Consider the following 17001-nt stretch of genomic DNA (forward strand, 5'->3'; position numbering starts at 1 on the left):
ATCGTCAGGTCCATGTTCGCTGCCTACGCCGCCCGCATCGACCGTGACCAGCCGCTGAGCGGCCTTGAGTTGGGGGAGCGGCCCGCCCCCGAGTCCCGTCCCGGGTGGACCACCGTCGACGTCAGAGCGGCCTCCCTCAACCACCACGACCTGTGGACGCTGCGCGGGGTGGGGATCACCGAGGACCGGCTCCCGATGATCCTGGGCTGCGACGCCGCGGGCGTCGACGCGGACGGCAACGAGGTCGTCCTGCACTCCGTCATCGGCCAGACCGGGCACGGCGTCGGCCCCGACGAGCCGCGCTCCCTGCTGACCGAGCGCTACCAGGGCACCTTCGCCGAGCAGGTCACCGTCCCGACCTGGAACGTCCTCCCCAAGCCCAAGGGCTTCAGCTTCGCCGAGGCCACCTGCCTGCCCACCGCCTGGCTCACCGCGTACCGCATGATCTTCACCAACGCCGGTGTGCGGCCGGGCGATTCGATCCTGGTCCAGGGCGCGGGCGGCGGGGTGGCCACCGCGGCGATCGCCCTCGGCAAGGCGGCGGGGCTCAAGGTCTTCGCCACCAGCCGGGACGAGTCGAAGCGGCGGCGCGCCCTCGAACTCGGCGCCGTGGAGGCCCTGGAGTCGGGCGCGCGGCTGCCGCACCGGGTGGACGCGGTCATCGAGTCGGTGGGCGCGGCGACCTGGTCGCACTCCATCAAGAGCCTGCGGCCCGGCGGCACCGTCGTCATCACGGGCGCCACCAGCGGCGACCGCCCCTCGCACGCCGAGCTCACCCGGATCTTCTTCCACGAACTCAGGGTCATCGGTTCGACCATGGGCACCAAGGAGGAGCTGGAGGACCTGCTCGCCTTCTGCGCCAACACCGGCCTGCGCCCGATCATCGAGGACACCCTGCCGCTGGACCGCACCCGCGAGGGCCTCGAACGCCTCGCCGCCGGGGACCTGTTCGGGAAGATCGTGTTCACGGTCTGAGGCTGGTGGCGGCGGGGTCCGCGCTGTTCGAGGGGAGCGGCCGGCGCGGTCTGGCGGAGGGGCGCGGGCCTCGTGCTCAGTGGTGCCAGGCCTGGCCGCCGGTGTTGTGGATCATGCGCTGCAGGACCTTCAGGGTGCGGAGGTACTCCTCGTCGCCGATGCCCTCGTGGATCTCGGCCCGCATCCTGGTCTGGAGGGCCGCGCAGGCCGCGAAGGTCTCGGCGCCCGCCTCGGTCAGGGCGAGTGGGGCGGCTAGGAGGGCTTCGTCCGGTTCCGCCTCCGGCGGAGTGGTGGTGAGCAGGCCCCGGGTGCGCAGGGTGCGCAGGTCGGCGATGAGCGGCGAGGACCCGACGTCGAGGTAGCCCTCCAGGACCGCGACGACCTCCGCGCCGGTCAGGGGCGCCTCGCTCCTGGCTACCTGGGCGAGGATCCACCACTGCGGCTGGCTGAGGCCGTGCGCCGCGAGCCCGGTGCGGATATGGGTCACGACGGCCTTGTGCGCGGCCCAGCTCCAGTAGCCGATCGGCTGCTGGACGAGCTCCGTGTCGCTGTGTGAGAACCGCATCTTCCCCTGCCTTCCGCGCCCTCTGCTGCCGGGCCGCCGCTGTGCTGATCGCCGTGCTGGGCTGATCGCTGTGCGCTCGACGCTAGGACCTGAACTTTGCTTGAGGTCAAGGGTGATGCGCGATTGGCGGTCGAAGGTCGGAGGTTGGCGGAGGGATGGACGGACGGGTGGGCGGAGTCGCCGGTGCGCCTCCCCCGCTTGTCAACTTCGATTGACAGGCGTTCTCTTGTCAACCATCATTGACGCCATGACCGAAGCAACGGATCTCGCCGAGCGGGCGGGCGACCGGGACCCGCGGATCGGCCTGCGTGCCGTGGCGGCGCTCCGGCGGCTCCTGGAGCAGTTGGAGGCCGTCCAGGTGCGCAGCGCGCGCAACCAGGGCTGGTCCTGGCAGGAGATCGCCGCCGAACTCGGCGTCAGCAGGCAGGCCGTGCACAAGAAGTACGGGAGGCAGTGATGTTCGAGAGGTTCACCCGGAGCGCGGAGGACGTGGTGAAGGGAGCCCTGGACCACGCCGACCGGGCCGGTTCCCGCCGGGTGGAGAGCGCGCATCTGCTGCGTGCGCTCCTCGACGGGGAGGGCAGCCGCGGTGCCTTCGTCCTGGTGGCGCTGGGGGTTCCGGAGCGGCGGGCTTCGCTGGAACGGGCCCTCGACCTGTCCCGTCGGCGGGCCGGGCTCTCGGGTGCCGACAGCCGTGCCCTCGCGGAACTCGGCATCGATGTGGAGGCCGTGGTCTCGCGCGTCGAGGACGTCCACGGGGAAGGGGCCCTGGCCGACCGCCCCAGGCCGCGTTCCCTCTTCGGTCCCCGGCGCCCCTTCGGCAAGGAGGCCAAGGACGTCCTCACGCGCTCGCTGCGTATCGTCACCGCACGCGGCGAGCGGCGGATCGGGGACGAACACCTGCTCCTCGCCCTCACCACCCACCCGGGCGCCGTCGCCGAGGCCCTCGCCGACCACGGCGTCACCCACGCCTCCGTGGAGCGGATCCTCTACGGCGAGGGGGAGGACCGGGGGCAGGCGAAGGCGGGCTGAGGTGAAGGCCGGTTGAGACGGGGGCCAATTGAGACGGAAGCCCGTTGAGGCGGAGGCCGGTTGAGACGGAGGTCGGCTGAGGTGAGGTCCGCGCGGGCTGAGGCGGGCTGAGGTCCGCCTGTCGGGAGCGGCGGGGTGCGACCTGTCTGCCCAGCCGATTCGCCTGCTCGGCCGAGCGGCCTCGGCGCCGATGGCCTTCGGTCCTCGCCCGCCTCCCCGGACAGGCGCTCCCTCGGTGCCGACTGCCCCCGAGCCCCCGGCCCCCTCACTCCTTCCGGCTGTACGGCGCCCGGAGCATGGCCGCGATATGGCCCGCCGCGGTCGACAACTGCCTTCTGGTCTCCCGGAACTGTTCCTCCGTCACCCCGTGGTCGCGGGCCGCGTCGCGGATGTCGTCCCGGAAGCGGTCGAGCAGGCGGTCCAGGGCGCGGGCCGGATCCTCGCCCAGGGGTTCATGGGCCCAGGCCGGTTCGTACCCGAGGCGGAAGTCGGCGTCGCTGCCCGGGGTGATGACGGGCTCGGGGACCGGCGGTGCGGTCGGCCGGTCCTTCGCTCCGGCGGCGGGGCCGGGCTCCGAGGCGGCGGGGTCGGAGGCGGCGGGGTCGGAGCCGGGGGTGCCGAAGCCGAATTCCTTGCCGAGGCCCTTGCCGAAGTCGCCGAATTCCCGGGCGAGTTCGGAGAGCCCCTCGCGTATGCCGGTGGGCCAGTCGCCGCGGGCGAAGTGGTCCTGCACCTGCTCCTGTACCTGCCGGGCGAGCCGCTGGACATCCCGCTGAGCCTGGGCCTGGGCCTCCTCCCGGGCCTCCTTGGCCTGGCGACGGGCCTGCTCCGCCTCCTCGCGAGCGCGGCGGCTCTCGTCCTTGGCGCGGCGGGCCTGCTCCTTCCACTCCTGCTTGGCGCGCTTGAACTCCTCCTTGGCCTCGCGCCAGGCCTCCTTGTCGCCCCAGCTGCCGTCCAGGAAGTCCGAGGCCTCGGGGAAGCCGCCCGGCTTGGCCCCGCCGCCCTGGCCGCCGCTCTTGACCCGGGCCTCCTTGGCCGCGGCGCGCATATCGCGGCGCAGGTCACCGGCGGCGCCGCGGACGTTGTCGCGGATCTCGGCGGCGAGTTCGGCGACCGACTCCCGGATCTCCAGCTCCAGTTCGGCGAGTTCGCCGCTGCGCTCGGCCAGTTCGGCGCGGCCCGCCTCGGTGATCGCGTAGACCTTGCGGCCGCCCTCGGTGGTGTGGGTGACCAGGCCCTCGGCCTCCAGCTTGGCCAGCCGCGGGTAGACGGTGCCGGCGGAGGGGGCGTATAGGCCCTGGAAGCGCTCCTCCAGGAGGCGGATCACCTCGTAGCCATGGCGGGGGGCCTCGTCGAGGAGTTTGAGCAGATACAGGCGCAGGCGGCCGTGGGCGAAGACGGGGGCCATCTCAGAGCACCTTCTTCCCGCTGGCGGCGGCCGGGGCCTCGGGCTCTTCTTCCGGGGCCCGGCGCAGTAGGGCGATCGGGCCGGAGACGCTGGTGGCCCGGAGCCTGCCTCTGCCCCGGCCGAGTCTGCCGCTGATGCCCCGGGGCCCCCAGGCCGGACCGACCCGCAGATCCTCGAAGGCGTTGGAGACCGCGCCGGAGGTGGTGCCGGCCTCGACCTCCGCGTCCGCCTGGTGGGGGAGCCGCACCGCGATCCGGCCGGAGACCGTGCTCAGCTCCATACGGGCGGGCGGGTCCGCGCGCTCGTGGTCCACGGTCAGCGAGCCGCTCACCGAGACGGCCTGCACGGCGCCCGCGCCTTCGAGGAGGGTGAGGTCGCCGGAGACGGAGTGGAAGGTCAGCTCGCCGGTGACGCCCTGGGCCTCGACGTCCCCGGAGACCGTCTCGGCGCGGACCGCCGCGCGGAGGCCGACCAGGGTGGTCTCGCCGCTGACCCCCCGGACCGCGGTCTCGCCGCGGATGCCCGAGATCACCGCCGTCGCGCCCACCACGCCGACCTCGACCCCGGTGTCGGCCGGGACCGTCAGGGAGACGACCGCGTGCCGCCGCCAGCCCCGCGGGTCCAGCCACTTGAGGAATCCCTTCCAGGGCAGGTCCTCGTAGGCGACGGTCAGGGTGCCGTCCTGCTCGGTCACCCGCAGCGGCGGGCCCTCGATCCGGGAGACCTCCAGGCGGGCGGAACTCTCCTCGGTGCCGACGACGTTGACCGTTCCGTTGACGATGCGTACCTGCACTGCCGTCACGGGAGCGTCGAAGGAGAGCCTCTGCGGCTCCGCGACTGACCACTCGGACATGGGTGCTGACCTCCTCGACCGACCCGGGGCATGACGCGCACTATCGCGTCTCGGGTCACACGATATATCTCGGTCACGGAAAGTCAAGGGCCGAGTTCGCGAGGGTGCGGGAGCGCGGGCCTCGTGCCCGGTACGGCCCAATTGCCCGGTACCGACCCGTGCGAACTGGCTTACGGTGACGGCATGTCCTCCCAGGTACCCGCCGCGTCCGCGGCCCCGCAGACCTCCGCGAGCGCCGCCGGTGCGCTGCTCCTGTGCCGGGCGGCGCCCGCGCAGGTGGCACCGCTCGCGCGGCTGCTCGGCGAACGCATGCTCCTGGTGCCCGCCGGGGAGGGCTGGAGCGTGCTCGTCCCCGAGGGGAAGCCCTGGCTCCACGGCGGGGAGGCCGTCGACCGGGTGCTCACCGGCTGGGCCACCGCGCTGGCCGTGGGCGCCGACTGGCCCGTCCTCGCCCTGTGGTGGGACACCGAGCGTGGCGGCTACACGCTGGCCTCCGGCTTCCGCCGCACGGTCGGCTACGAATGGCTGGCGGGCGGCACCCCCGTCGGCGAGGACGAGGCCATGCGGACCTTCGCCGCCCGCCTCGGCCTCGGCAGCCCCCCGGCCGGCCAGCCCGCGGCCGCCGAACCCGCGCGGCAGGAGCCCGCGCGCCAGGAACCCGTGCGCCAGGAACCCGTGCACCAAGAACCCGCGCACCAAGAACCCGCGCACCAAGAACCCGTGCGCCAGGAACCCGTGCGCCAAGAACCCGCCCCGGCCGCCACGTCCTCCGATCCCTCCACCTCCTCCGGCGACGACCCCGTCCGCGCCGCCCTCCGCGCGCTGACCCGCCCCGACCCGGCGGCCGACGCCAGGGCCCGCCTCGCCGCACTGGTGCGGGTGCTCGGGCACGCCGGTCTGGCCCTGCCCGCCGGACTGGCGCCCGGCGACACCGCGGACCGGCTGCGCGAGGTGGCCCGGGTGCAGCCGGAGGCCCAGCAGATCGAGCAGCGGGGCGGGCGGAACAGGCGCGAGGCGCCGCGCGGTGAACACGGTGAGGCCCCGCGGCCCGCCGGGTACCCGGAGGCGCGCGCCGGACTCGGCGCCGCGCGGGGGACCGGGCGTGAGGACGGCCCCGTACCGCCCCTTGGCGGCCGGCCCGCACGTCTCCTCGGCCCGGCTCAACTGGCCCTCGGACTGCCCCTGTTGGTCTGGGGCGCCGCCCGCAGGAACGGTGGTTGGGCCGCGGCCGGTCTGGTGCTCGCGGCCGAGGGCGGCCTGCGGTGGGCGTACGCGCTCAAGGGCCCCGGCAGGCACCGGAGTTGAGGACCGGCGGCTCAGCCCTCGGTCCTCCCGGAGCCGGGCGCCCCGGTGACGCCACCCGCGCCGTTGACCCCCGTGGCTCCCGCGACCCCCGTGGCTCCCGTGACCCCCGGAGTCCCCGCCCCCGCGGCGGTCCCCGGGCCCGCAGCGGTCCCCGGTCCCGTACCCTCCACCCCGCCTCCGCTCGCGTCCAGGGCGGCGAGGGCCGCGCTGATCCGGGGCAGGTCGGCGGCGGTGCTGGTGTCCAGGCCGGTCAGGGCGGCGATCTTGCGGAGCCGGTAGTCGACGGTGTTCGGGTGGACCTGGAGCCGGGCCGCGGTCGCCCGGCGGTTCAGCGCGCAGGCGAAGTGGGTGCGCAGGGTGTCCAGGAGGCCGTGCTGTCCCGCCAAGGGGGCGAGCAGGGCGGCGAGTTCGGCGCGGGCGGGGCCGGGGCGGGTCAGCTGGTATTCGAGCAGGACGTCCTGGAGCCGGTAGAGCCCGGGCTCGCGGCCGAAGACGGCCGCCACCTCGCGCACCTCGCCGCTGAGGCGGGCCGCGGCCCCGACGTCCCGGGGGCGGGCGGCCGCCGCGCCCGCGGTGAGCGCGGCCCCGCTGACCCGGCTCATGTGGTCCAGCACCCCGGCCAGCCAGTCCCAGTCCCCGGCGCCCACCTCCTCGGGCGGGACCGGGTGCGGGACCAGGGCGAGGCCGCCCTCGGGCGAGAGCATCGAGAGGACGGCGCCCTCGACATGGCGCTCCAACTCGACCCGCAAACGGCGGAGTTTGCGCCGGGCCGCCACCGTGGTGCTGACGCCGCTGGCCCGCTCGTCGGGGTGCGCGCCCACCGCCAGGCTCAGTACGAGGTAGCACTCCGGCAGCGGCACCCCGGCCGCGGCGGCGGAGCCCGTGAGGTCGGCGCCGTCGAGCAGGGCGGAGAGCAGGGCCTGGCGGGCGATGTACTCGTCACCGAAGGAGGCCTGGCGCGCCTGGACGTAGCCGCCGGAGGCCGCCGAGGTCATCACCTGGAGATAGCGCAGGACCAGCGCGCTCGCACCGAGCACCGCCGGCAGGTCGGCCGGGGCCGCCTCCCGCAGTACCTCGTCCATGCACAGCTGCACCCCGATGTGGTACGCGCTCACCACCGCCTCCAGCGGCACGCCCTCCTCCGCCCGCCGGGCCGCGCCCTCGCGCAGCCCCGCGAGCTGTTCGGGGCCGGGCAGTTCACCGGTGCGCAGCACCTCGGCGCAGAGGGCGATGTTCAGCTCGACGATCCGCGCGATCTCCCCGCGCAGCGCCTCCGGGGGCAGCGCCGAGTACGTCGGCACCTCGCCCGCGAGCCGGGCGACCACCGCGTCCACCAGCGGGCGGGAGCGGGAGGTGAGGAGGGTGTGCAGCGGGCGGCCGGCCAGCGTGAACGGCGGCGCCTGGGGCGGCACCCGGCCGGATCCGGTGCCCGGCGCGGGGCTCGTAGGCCCCGGACGGCTCGTCGTCATGGGCGCCCCCTCGCGTGGTCGTTCTGGTGGTCCCGCCAGGACTAGCACGCGGCCCGGGCCCGCTGCCAGCGAGCCGCCCGTACCGCCGCCGCACTGTGACCCGTCACAACAGCGCCCCCGCAAGGCTGGCCGCCGTCCCGGCGCTCCCGGGGCGCCCGCGCCCCAGGATGGTGCGGCCCGGTGAGCGCGGCACCGCCGCCGGGCGTCCCGACCGCCGCCCTCTGCCGCGCCCCGCACCGTGGCGCGGCACAAGGACCGAAGGAGCCCCATGCCCTCCCGTACCCCCGCACGGACCGCGCGCCGCCTCGCGGTCGCCGCCGGATGCGCCGCCCTGATCTCCGCGGCCCTGGTGACCCCGGGCCGCGCCGCCGAGCCGCTCGACTACGTGGCGCTCGGCGACTCCTTCGCCGCCGCCCCGCTGGTACCGGCGCCCGACCTCGCCCACCCGCTCTGCCTGGCCTCCCGCTCCGGTTACCCGGATGTCGCGGCCGAGCGCCTCGGCGCCGAGCTGGACGACGTCAGCTGCTCCGGGGCGAAGGTGGGCGACCTCGCGGGACGGCAGTTCGGTGTGGTGGCCCCGCAGTACGAGGCGCTCGGCGCGGACACCGACCTGGTCAGCCTCACCGTCGGCGGCAATGACACCAACCTGGTCGCGGCCGCCCTCGGCTGCGTCAACCTGGCGCCGGAACCGCTCGGTTCGAGCTGCGCCGACCGCTATACGAAGGGCGGCGGCGACCAGCTGGGCGAGGCCGTCGCCGCCTGGGCACCGCAGCTGGGCGCGGCGCTCGACGAGATCCACCGGCGGGCGCCGCGGGCCCGGGTCTTCGTGGTCGGCTACGGCGACTACATCCGGCAGGGCGGCTGCTGGCCCACCCAGCCGATCTGGGCCCGGGACGGCGACTACCTCCAGCGCTCCGTCGACAAGCTGAGCGCCGCGCTGCGGGACCAGGCCGCCGCCCACGGCGCCTCCTTCGTGGACGCCTACGCGGCGACCCGGGGCCACGACGCCTGCGCCGCCCCCGGGGACCGCCACCTGGAAGGCCTCGTCCCCTCCGCCCCCGCAGCCCCGCTGCACCCCAACGGGGCGGGCTCCAAGGCGGTGGGCGAGGCACTGGCGCGGGCCGTGCGGGGCTAGAGGGCGTCCTTCACCGGCAGCGCCGCGTACTCACGCGCCCCGTACTCGCCCGCCCCCGTACTCACTCGTCCTCGTCCTCGTCGTCCAGCCGGGCCAGCCAGGTCGCCAGGCGTTCGACGGGGACCTCGAAGTCGGGGTTGAGGTCCACGAAGGTGCGCAGCTGCTCGGCCAGCCAGGCGAGGCTGACCTCCTCCTCGCCGCGCCGCTTCTCCAGCTCCTCGATGCCACGGTCGGTGAAGTACAACTCAAGCTCCTGAGGGGGACGGATGTGCCGCCCCCCATGGTAGGCCGCGGCCGGGGGCGTCCGGACATGCCGGAGGGCCCGCCCCCGCCGTGCGCTGCACGGGTGGGAGCGGGCCCTCGGTCGCTGTCCGCGGCCGGCGGCTCGGGTCCGGGTGGACCTGGCTCAGGCCTCGAAGACCTCGTTCACCAGCTGCTCCTGCTCGGCCTGGTGGCGCTTGGCGGAGCCGACCGCGGGGGACGAGGAGTGCGGGCGCGAGATGCGCCGCAGCCGCTCGCCGTGCGGGATGTCGGCACCGACCGCCAGGTCCAGGTGGTCGATCAGGTTGAGCGCGATGAACGGCCAGGCACCCTGGTTCGCCGGTTCCTCCTGCGCCCAGAGGTACTTCTCGGCGTTCGGGTACTTGGCGATCTCGGCCTGGAGCTCGGTACCCGGCAGCGGGTACAGGCGCTCCAGGCGGATGATCGCCACGTCGTCCGCCTCGCGCTTCTTCCGCGCGGCGTCGAGGTCGTAGTACAGCTTGCCCGCGCAGAAGACGACCTTGCGGACCACCGACGGGTCCACGCTGTCGTCGCTGATGACCGGGCGGAACTGACCCGAGGTGAACTCCTCCGTCTTCGAGGCGGCGGCCTTCAGGCGCAGCATCGACTTCGGGGTGAAGACCACCAGCGGCTTGTGGTGCGGGTTGTGCACCTGCCACCGCAGGAGGTGGAAGTAGTTCGACGGCAGGGTCGGCATGGCGACCGTCATGTTGTTCTGCGCGCACAGCTGGAGGAAGCGCTCGATACGGGCCGAGGAGTGGTCCGGGCCTTGGCCCTCGTAGCCGTGCGGGAGCAGCAGGGTGACGCCGGAGGTCTGGCCCCACTTCTGCTCGGCCGCGGAGATGTACTCGTCGACGACGGTCTGCGCGCCGTTGACGAAGTCGCCGAACTGCGCCTCCCACATCACCAGGGACTCGGGGCGGGCCAGCGAGTAGCCGTACTCGAAGCCCATCACCGCGTACTCGGAGAGCAGGGAGTCGTAGACGTTGTACCGGGCCTGGTCCTCGGAGAGGTACAGGAGCGGGGTGTAGTCCTCGCCGGTCTCCCGGTCGATGAGGACGCCGTGCCGCTGGCCGAAGGTGCCGCGCCGGGAGTCCTGGCCGGAGAGCCGGACCGGGACGCCCTCCAGGAGCAGCGAGCCGACCGCGAGGGTCTCGCCCATGCCCCAGTCGATGGTGCCGTCCTCGACCATGGCCGCGCGGCGCTGCAGCTGGGGCAGCAGGCGCGGGTGGACGGTGACCCGCTCGGGGATGTTGACCTGGGACTCGGCGATGCGCTTGACGACCTCCTGGGAGATCGCGGTGTTCACCGCCACCGGGAACTCGGCCTGCGGGTCCGGGAGATGGGCCTCGCCGGGGTGCGAGACGGCCTCGCGGACCTCGGTGAAGACCTTCTCCAGCTGGCCCTGGAAGTCCTGCAGCGCCTGCTCGGCCTCCTCCAGGGTGATGTCGCCGCGACCGATGAGGGACTCGGTGTAGAGCTTGCGCACCGAGCGCTTCTTGTCGATCAGGTCGTACATCAGGGGCTGGGTGAACGCCGGGTTGTCCGACTCGTTGTGGCCGCGGCGGCGGTAGCAGATGAGGTCGATCACGACGTCCTTGTTGAACGCCTGACGGAACTCGAAGGCCAGCCGCGCGACCCGGACGACGGCCTCGGGGTCGTCGCCGTTCACATGGAAGATCGGCGCCTCGATCATGCGGGCCACGTCGGTGGCGTACATCGAGGAGCGCGAGGACTCCGGGGCGGCGGTGAAGCCGACCTGGTTGTTGATGACGATGTGGACCGTGCCGCCGGTGCGGTAGCCGCGCAGCTGCGACATGTTCAGGGTCTCGGCCACCACGCCCTGGCCGGCGAAGGCCGCGTCGCCGTGCAGGGCGACCGGCAGGACGGTGAAGTCCGTGCCGCCCTTGTTGATGATGTCCTGCTTGGCGCGGCTGATGCCCTCGATGACCGGGTCGACCGTCTCCAGGTGGGAGGGGTTCGCGGCCAGCGAGACCTTGATCTGCTCGCCGTCCAGGCCGGTGAAGGTGCCCTCGGCGCCCAGGTGGTACTTCACGTCGCCGGAGCCGTGCATCGACTTCGGGTCGAGGTTGCCCTCGAACTCGCGGAAGATCTGCGCGTACGACTTGCCGACGATGTTGGCGAGGACGTTCAGGCGGCCGCGGTGGGCCATGCCGACGACGACCTCGTCGAGCCGGTTCTCGGCGGCGGAGTCGAGCACCGCGTCGAGCAGCGGGATGACGGACTCGCCGCCTTCGAGCGAGAAGCGCTTCTGGCCGACGTACTTCGTCTGCAGGAAGGTCTCGAAGGCCTCCGCGGAGTTCAGTCGGCGCAGGATGCGCAGCTGCTCCTCGCGCTCCGGCTTGGAGTGCGGGCGCTCGATGCGGTCCTGGATCCACTTGCGCTGCTTGGGGTCCTGGATGTGCATGAACTCGACGCCGGTGGTGCGGCAGTACGAGTCGCGCAGCACGCCGAGGATGTCGCGCAGCTTCATCAGGGTCTTGCCCGCGAAGCCGCCGACCGCGAACTCGCGCTCCAGGTCCCACAGGGTGAGCCCGTGCTCGGCGATGTCCAGGTCGGGGTGCTTGCGCTGCATGTACTCCAGCGGGTCGGTGTCGGCCATGACATGGCCGCGCACCCGGTAGGAGTGGATCAGCTCGAAGACCCGGGCGGCCTTGGTGACGTCGTCGTCGTGCGAGGCGTCGATGTCGCGGTTCCAGCGCACCGGCTCGTACGGGATGCGCAGCGACTTGAAGATCTCGTCGTAGAAGTCGTTCTCGCCGAGCAGCAGGTTCGCGACGTTGCGCAGGAACTCGCCGGAGGCGGCGCCCTGGATGACCCGGTGGTCGTAGGTCGAGGTCAGCGTCATGACCTTGGAGATGCCGAGCTTGTTCAGGGTGTCCTGGGAGGTGCCCTGGTACTCCGCCGGGTACTCCATGGCGCCGACGCCCATGATCACGGCCTGGCCGGGCATCAGGCGCGGCACGGAGTGCACGGTGCCGATGCCGCCCGGGTTGGTCAGCGAGACGGTGACGCCGGAGAAGTCGTCCATCGTCAGCTTGTTGTCGCGGGCGCGGCGGACGATGTCCTCGTAGGCCTGCCAGAACTCGAAGAAGTTCAGCGTCTCGGCGGCCTTGATCGCGGCGACCACGAGCTGGCGGTCGCCGTTCGGCTTGACCAGGTCGATGGCGAGACCGAGGTTGACGTGCTCGGGCTTGACCAGGGTCGGCTTGCCGTCCTTCTGTGCGAAGGAGTAGTTCATCGACGGCATGGCCTTGATCGCCTGCACCATCGCGTAGCCGATCAGGTGCGTGAAGGAGATCTTCCCGCCCCGGGCGCGCTTGAGGTGGTTGTTGATGACGATCCGGTTGTCGAAGAGCAGCTTCACCGGGACCGCGCGGACCGAGGTGGCGGTCGGCAGCTCCAGCGAGGCGTTCATGTTCTTCGCGACGGCGGCCGAGGGGCCGCGCAGCGTCACCAGCTCGGGACCGCCCGTGGCCTCGGCCGCGGGCTCCTCCTTGGCCTTGGCCTTGGCCGCCGGGGCGGCCTTGGCGGGAGCGGCGGCGGGCTTGGCGGCCGGGGCCGCCTGCTTCGCGGGCGCGGCAGCCGCCGGAGCGGGCTGCGCCGGCTGGGCGGCCTGCGCGGGCTCGGCCGGGGCCGCGGGCGCCGGGGCCTGGGCCGGGGCGCTCGGTGCGGCGGGGGCCGCGGGCGCGGCGGTCTGCTTGGCCTGGGTGGCACCGCCCCCGGGCTTGTAGTCGGCGAAGAAGTCCCACCAGGCGCGGTCTACCGAATTCGGGTCCTGGAGGTACTGCTGATAGATCTCGTCGACGAGCCACTCATTCGGACCGAAGGCGGCAGCAGGGTTCTTCCCCTGACCGTCTTGGTCAGTGGTCGGGGTCCCGCCCGGCTTCAGGCCGGGGGAGGTCGAGTTACTGGGGGACTGTGGCGACACGGCGGCAACCGCCCTCTTCCGCTTCACAAGGTGATGGACAGCGGAAATAAAGGCTACGCCCCCCTGACGCCCGGATGCAGGCCGGGCGGCTCATCCGTCGTGTAAGTCACATCAGAATGCGTGTTTCAGGCGTGGAAATGGCGGGAAACAAACGCGGTTTGATGCACTCGGCAACGCCGAAGTGCGGGCCCCGCCGCCCGGTGGACCGCTCGCGGGCCCTGTCCAGGGCGTTCCCCGGCGGCCCGGCCGCGGATCGCGATCTTCCGCTTCGAACCCTACGTCAACCCGGGGGATGCGGAAGGCCCGGAAGGGTGACCTGGATCCGGCAGCCCCGAGAGGATTCGGCCACCCCGATCGCGCCGCCGTGCAGATCCACCGCCCAGCGGGCGATGGCGAGGCCGAGGCCGGTGCCGCCGTCGCTGCCCGAGCCGTGGCTCTTGGCGGGGTTGGCCGGGTCGCCGCCGTGGCTGCCCCGGTTGAAGCGCTCGAAGACGCGGTGCCACTCGGACTCCGGGATGCCGGGACCCTCGTCCAGGACCTCCAGGTCCAGCGACTCCGGATGGTGGCCGCGGCGGGCGCGCACCGTGACCCGGCCGTGCGGCGGGCTGTGCTTCACCGCGTTGTCGATGAGATTCGCCACCACCTGGTGGATCCGCTCCGGGTCCGCGTGCGCGGTCAGCTCCGGCGGGGAGACGTCCAGGTGCAGATGGACGTCCGTACGGGTGTGCCGGCCGGAGCCGGAGGCGATCCCGGCGCGCTGGGAGGCGACCATATTGGCCTCCTTGAGCACGCCCGAGAGATAGGGCCAGACCTCGAAGCGGCGGGCCTTCAGCGGCACCACGCCGTTGTCCAGGCGGGAGAGGTCGAGCAGGGTCTCGACCAGGCGGCCGAGGCGCTCGGTCTGCTTGAGGGCGGTGCGCATGGTCTCCGGGTCGGCGCTGGAGACGCCGTCCACGACGTTCTCCAGGACCGCCCGCAGCGCGGCGATCGGGGTGCGCAGCTCGTGCGAGACGTTCGCCACCAGCTCCTTGCGCTGCCGGTCCTGGGCCTCCAGGTCGTCGGCCATCCGGTTGATGGTGGAGGCCAGGTCGCCCAGCTCGTCGCGGCGGTCGGCGCCCCGGACCCGGCGGGTGTAGTCCCCGTTGGAGATGGACCGGGCGACGATGTTCATCTCGTCCAGCGGGGCGGTCAGCGAGTGCGCCACGAACTGGGTGAGGAGCAGGGTGGCGATCACCGAGAAGACGGTGATGAAGCGCAGCTCGGTCTCGGTGCGCACGGCGATCATCAGCAGCCCGGTGGTGATGAACACCGAGACCACCACGAGGGTGCCGAGCTTCGCCTTCACCGAGAAGGGCCGCGAGGAGAGGGTCCGGGAGCGGAGGCCGCCCGCCCCGCGCGGGGCGCCCGGGTGGCTCATCGTCGTGCCGTCATGGCGTCGGCGTCTCCAGGGCGTAGCCGACGCCGTGCACGGTGCGGATCCGCTCGGCGCCGATCTTGCGGCGCAGGGCCTTGATGTGGCTGTCGACGGTACGGGTGCCCGAGGCGTCCGCCCAGTCCCAGACCTCGGCGAGCAGCTGCTCGCGGGAGAGCACCGCGCGCGGGGTGTTGGCGAGGCAGACGAGCAGGTCGAACTCGGTCGGGGTGAGGTGGACGTCCTCGCTGCGCACCCGCACCCGGCGCTGCGAGTGGTCGATCTCCAGCTCGCCCAGGCGCAGGATGCCGCTGCGCGGGGTGGCGGCGGCGAGCGCGGCCCGCTCCACGCGGCGCAGCAGCACGTGCACCCGGGCCGCCAGCTCACGCATCGAGAAGGGCTTGGTCATGTAGTCGTCGGCGCCCACACCGAGGCCGACCAGCATGTCCGTCTCGTCGTCGCGCGCGGTGAGCATCATCACCGGCACCGGCCGCTGCGCCTGCACCCGGCGGCAGACCTCCAGGCCGTCGAAGCCCGGCAGCATGATGTCGAGGATCAGCAGGTCGGGCTGCCAGGCCTCGGCGGTGTCCACGGCCGAGGGACCGTCGCCCGCGGTTTGCACCAGAAACCCCTCGGCGCGCAGCCGGGCGGAGACGGCGTCGACGATCGTCGGATCGTCCTCGACCACCAGGACCCGCCGCTGTGCACCCGGCGCGGCACTGCCCGCGCCGTTGTGGGAGGTCTGTGTCTGCTCCATCGCCCCGCCCCTGACTGTGCTTTCCGGAATCCGGGAATAAGGATTCCACGTTGCGCTTCACGTTTGAATGATCCGGTGATGCCCAGCAGCGTACGGGCAGTGACCACCCCGCCGCTATCCAGGCCTCACCGCGAGATGCACCACGTCCGGAACGCCCCGGGCGACCGGGATTTCCTCGGTACGTACCTCTTCGTACCCGGCGTCCCGCAATGCCGACTCGAACGCCGGGGAAGGCTGTGCGGACCATACGGAGAGCACCCCGCCGGGGGTGAGCCTGCGGGCGCAGGCGGCCAGCCCGGCGGGGGAGTAGAGGCCGTCGTTGTCCTCGGTGACGGTCCAGTCGGGGCCGTTGTCGATGTCCAGGCAGAGTGCGTCGTAGCGGGGCGCCGCCGGATCGCGCAGGTGGGCGAGGAGATCGGTGTGCGCGATCGCGGTACGGGTGTCGGCGCGGGCGGCGGCGGACAATTCGCCCAGCGGCCCGTCCCGGTGCCAGTCGACGATGGCATCCTCGCGCTCGACCACGGTGATCCGCCCCCAGCGCGGCTCGGCGGCGGCGTGCGCCAGCGAGAAGCCCACGCCGAGGCCGCCGAGGAGCAGCGCGGGCCGCGGGCGGTCGTCGAGGGCGCCGAGCGCCGCGTCGACGAGCAGCCGCTCGGAGCGGCCGTCGGAGGTGTCCATCAGGAAGCAGCCGTTGGCGATGATCTGGAGCAGCGCGCCGTGGCGGCGCAGGACCACTTCGCCGTGCGGTCCGGTGCGGCGGTCGAGTACCTGCGGCTCGCCCGCGGGTGAGGCCAAGTGCATGGCGACACTGTGCCGCACGCCGCGCGCACCGGCCGAATCCGGACCCCGGCCGTGGGGCCCGCCGAAGGCCCGGGCCCCGCAGCCCCGGCCCCCGCCGGTGCGCCCGGTCCCCGCGGGGCGGAACACCGCGGGGACCGGGCGCGGGTGCGGCGGGCCGCGGCGCGGCCCCCGGCTCAGCCGGTGCCGAGCGCGTACCGCGCCACCCCGTCGGCACTGCTCACCAGCAGCATTCCGGCCTTCTCCAGTACGCGTACGGAGGCCGGGTTGGCGGTCTCCACCTGGGCGGTGACGGTGTGCACCCCGGGTGCCCGCAGCCCGTGGGCGGCCAGGGCGGCGGTGGCCTCGGTGGCGTAGCCGCGGCCCCGGCGGGAGGCGACGACGCCGTAGCCGATCTCCAGGGAGCCCGCGGACGGTGGCCAGAAAAGGCCGATCGAACCGACGACCAGCCCGCCGTCCCGCTCGGTGACCTGCCGGTGCCCCCACTCGCCGCGCGCCGCCGGCTGCCCGGCGAGGAAACCGGCGATCACCTGGTCCCCCTCGGCGGGGAAGTCCGGCGCCCAGCCCGGCAGCCGGTCACCGGAGCACACCGCGCGCAGCTCGGCCTCCGTCCAGGGCCGCAGCAGGAGGCGGGGGGTCACCAGGGAGGAGGGAGTGGGAGAGGACGCGGCGGTGCCCCCGGAGGAGGAAGCACGAGAAGCCGGGCCGGAAGAAGAAGGGCCGGAAGGCGAAGCCGGGCCGGAAGAAGAAGGAGTGGACACGTGGAGCTCCAGGTCTGTGGCGGAGAAGACCCGGGCCGTACGTCGTCCGTTCAGGAAGCCCGGGTCAGGGCATGCGGAAGTGCCGTCCGGCAAGCCATGGCCTCGGCCTCCCTCTTCTGCTCCCCGGCCCGTGCTGCCGGGCCTCCGCTCTTCCCCGCCCCCGCGCTGCCCGGTGCTCCCGGGTCCCGGCGCGGACCGCGCGGGCTCAACTGCCGCGCGCGCCCAGGAGCGTAGCCGTGCGCGGGGCGGCTGTCGCCGGAATTTCCGGTGGGGTCCGGTTGCTGCCCTGAATCCGGTG

General features: G+C 73.3%; 14 protein-coding genes and 1 pseudogene. 5 read left to right on the forward strand and 10 right to left on the reverse strand.

The genetic code is table 11. From position 1 onward, the window contains the following. Positions 1-12: 12 nt before the first annotated feature. Positions 13-975 (forward strand): zinc-binding dehydrogenase, encoded by a 963-nt coding sequence (locus HFV08_RS02550; protein ID WP_168535337.1) that lies wholly within the window; start codon positions 13-15, stop codon positions 973-975. Between the two features lie 76 nt (positions 976-1051). Here HFV08_RS02550 and HFV08_RS02555 read toward each other — a convergent pair whose 3' ends face one another. Then, positions 1052-1540: a winged helix DNA-binding protein gene (locus HFV08_RS02555; RefSeq protein ID WP_168535339.1), complete on the reverse strand. Its 489-nt coding sequence runs from the start codon at positions 1538-1540 to the stop codon at positions 1052-1054. Between the two features lie 247 nt (positions 1541-1787). On the opposite strand from HFV08_RS02555, the gene HFV08_RS02560 reads away from it, so the two are divergent. Both HFV08_RS02560 and HFV08_RS02565 read left to right on the forward strand, forming a co-directional pair. Next, positions 1788-1997, forward strand: a complete 210-nt coding sequence (locus tag HFV08_RS02560; protein WP_040248424.1) for a helix-turn-helix domain-containing protein — start codon at positions 1788-1790, stop codon at positions 1995-1997. Next, a complete protein-coding gene (locus tag HFV08_RS02565; RefSeq protein ID WP_168535341.1) occupies positions 1997-2572 on the forward strand; it encodes a Clp protease N-terminal domain-containing protein in 576 nt (191 codons plus the stop codon). The genes HFV08_RS02560 and HFV08_RS02565 overlap by 1 nt, the downstream gene beginning before the upstream one ends. A 265-nt stretch (positions 2573-2837) precedes the next feature. On the opposite strand, the gene HFV08_RS02570 is transcribed toward HFV08_RS02565, so the two are convergent. Together HFV08_RS02570 and HFV08_RS02575 are read right to left on the reverse strand one after the other, a co-directional pair. After that, complete coding sequence (locus tag HFV08_RS02570; RefSeq protein WP_168535343.1) at positions 2838-3980, reverse strand: PadR family transcriptional regulator; 1143 nt, start codon at positions 3978-3980, stop codon at positions 2838-2840. Position 3981: 1 nt separating this feature from the next. Beyond that, positions 3982-4833: a DUF4097 family beta strand repeat-containing protein gene (locus HFV08_RS02575; protein WP_168535345.1), complete on the reverse strand. Its 852-nt coding sequence runs from the start codon at positions 4831-4833 to the stop codon at positions 3982-3984. A gap of 183 nt (positions 4834-5016) precedes the next feature. Here HFV08_RS02575 and HFV08_RS02580 point away from each other — a divergent pair. Further along, positions 5017-5424 (forward strand): annotated as a pseudogene (locus HFV08_RS02580) (hypothetical protein); the annotation flags it as partial. A 725-nt stretch (positions 5425-6149) separates the two neighbouring features. Here HFV08_RS02580 and HFV08_RS32040 read toward each other — a convergent pair. Then, on the reverse strand, positions 6150-7607 hold the full coding sequence (locus HFV08_RS32040; protein ID WP_210429720.1) for a PucR family transcriptional regulator: 1458 nt from the start codon (positions 7605-7607) through the stop codon (positions 6150-6152). Between the two features lie 268 nt (positions 7608-7875). Between HFV08_RS32040 and HFV08_RS02590 the strand changes: the two genes are divergently transcribed. Next, positions 7876-8742, forward strand: a complete 867-nt coding sequence (locus tag HFV08_RS02590; protein ID WP_168535347.1) for an SGNH/GDSL hydrolase family protein — start codon at positions 7876-7878, stop codon at positions 8740-8742. A 61-nt stretch (positions 8743-8803) separates the two neighbouring features. Here HFV08_RS02590 and HFV08_RS02595 read toward each other — a convergent pair whose 3' ends face one another. The 6 genes from HFV08_RS02595 to HFV08_RS02620 all read right to left on the reverse strand — a co-directional run bounded on the left by HFV08_RS02595 (position 8804) and on the right by HFV08_RS02620 (position 16583). Beyond that, positions 8804-8986 (reverse strand): DUF6104 family protein, encoded by a 183-nt coding sequence (locus HFV08_RS02595; RefSeq protein WP_040248411.1) that lies wholly within the window; start codon positions 8984-8986, stop codon positions 8804-8806. A gap of 162 nt (positions 8987-9148) precedes the next feature. Next, entirely contained in the window at positions 9149-12976 is a 3828-nt protein-coding gene (locus HFV08_RS02600; protein ID WP_312885307.1) for a multifunctional oxoglutarate decarboxylase/oxoglutarate dehydrogenase thiamine pyrophosphate-binding subunit/dihydrolipoyllysine-residue succinyltransferase subunit, read from the reverse strand. A gap of 280 nt (positions 12977-13256) precedes the next feature. Further along, positions 13257-14393 (reverse strand): sensor histidine kinase, encoded by a 1137-nt coding sequence (locus tag HFV08_RS02605; RefSeq protein ID WP_168535349.1) that lies wholly within the window; start codon positions 14391-14393, stop codon positions 13257-13259. A gap of 10 nt (positions 14394-14403) precedes the next feature. Beyond that, on the reverse strand, positions 14404-15144 hold the full coding sequence (locus HFV08_RS02610) for a response regulator transcription factor (RefSeq protein ID WP_040248405.1): 741 nt from the start codon (positions 15142-15144) through the stop codon (positions 14404-14406). A 114-nt stretch (positions 15145-15258) separates the two neighbouring features. Further along, positions 15259-15945 (reverse strand): polyamine aminopropyltransferase, encoded by a 687-nt coding sequence (locus HFV08_RS02615; RefSeq protein ID WP_168535351.1) that lies wholly within the window; start codon positions 15943-15945, stop codon positions 15259-15261. Positions 15946-16118: 173 nt separating this feature from the next. After that, a complete protein-coding gene (locus HFV08_RS02620) occupies positions 16119-16583 on the reverse strand; it encodes a GNAT family N-acetyltransferase (RefSeq protein ID WP_376770547.1) in 465 nt (154 codons plus the stop codon). Between the last annotated feature and the right edge of the window lie 418 nt (positions 16584-17001).

Origin of the sequence: Streptomyces physcomitrii (assembly GCF_012273655.1) — a bacterium.
In the GTDB taxonomy this organism is placed as follows: domain Bacteria; phylum Actinomycetota; class Actinomycetes; order Streptomycetales; family Streptomycetaceae; genus Streptomyces; species Streptomyces physcomitrii.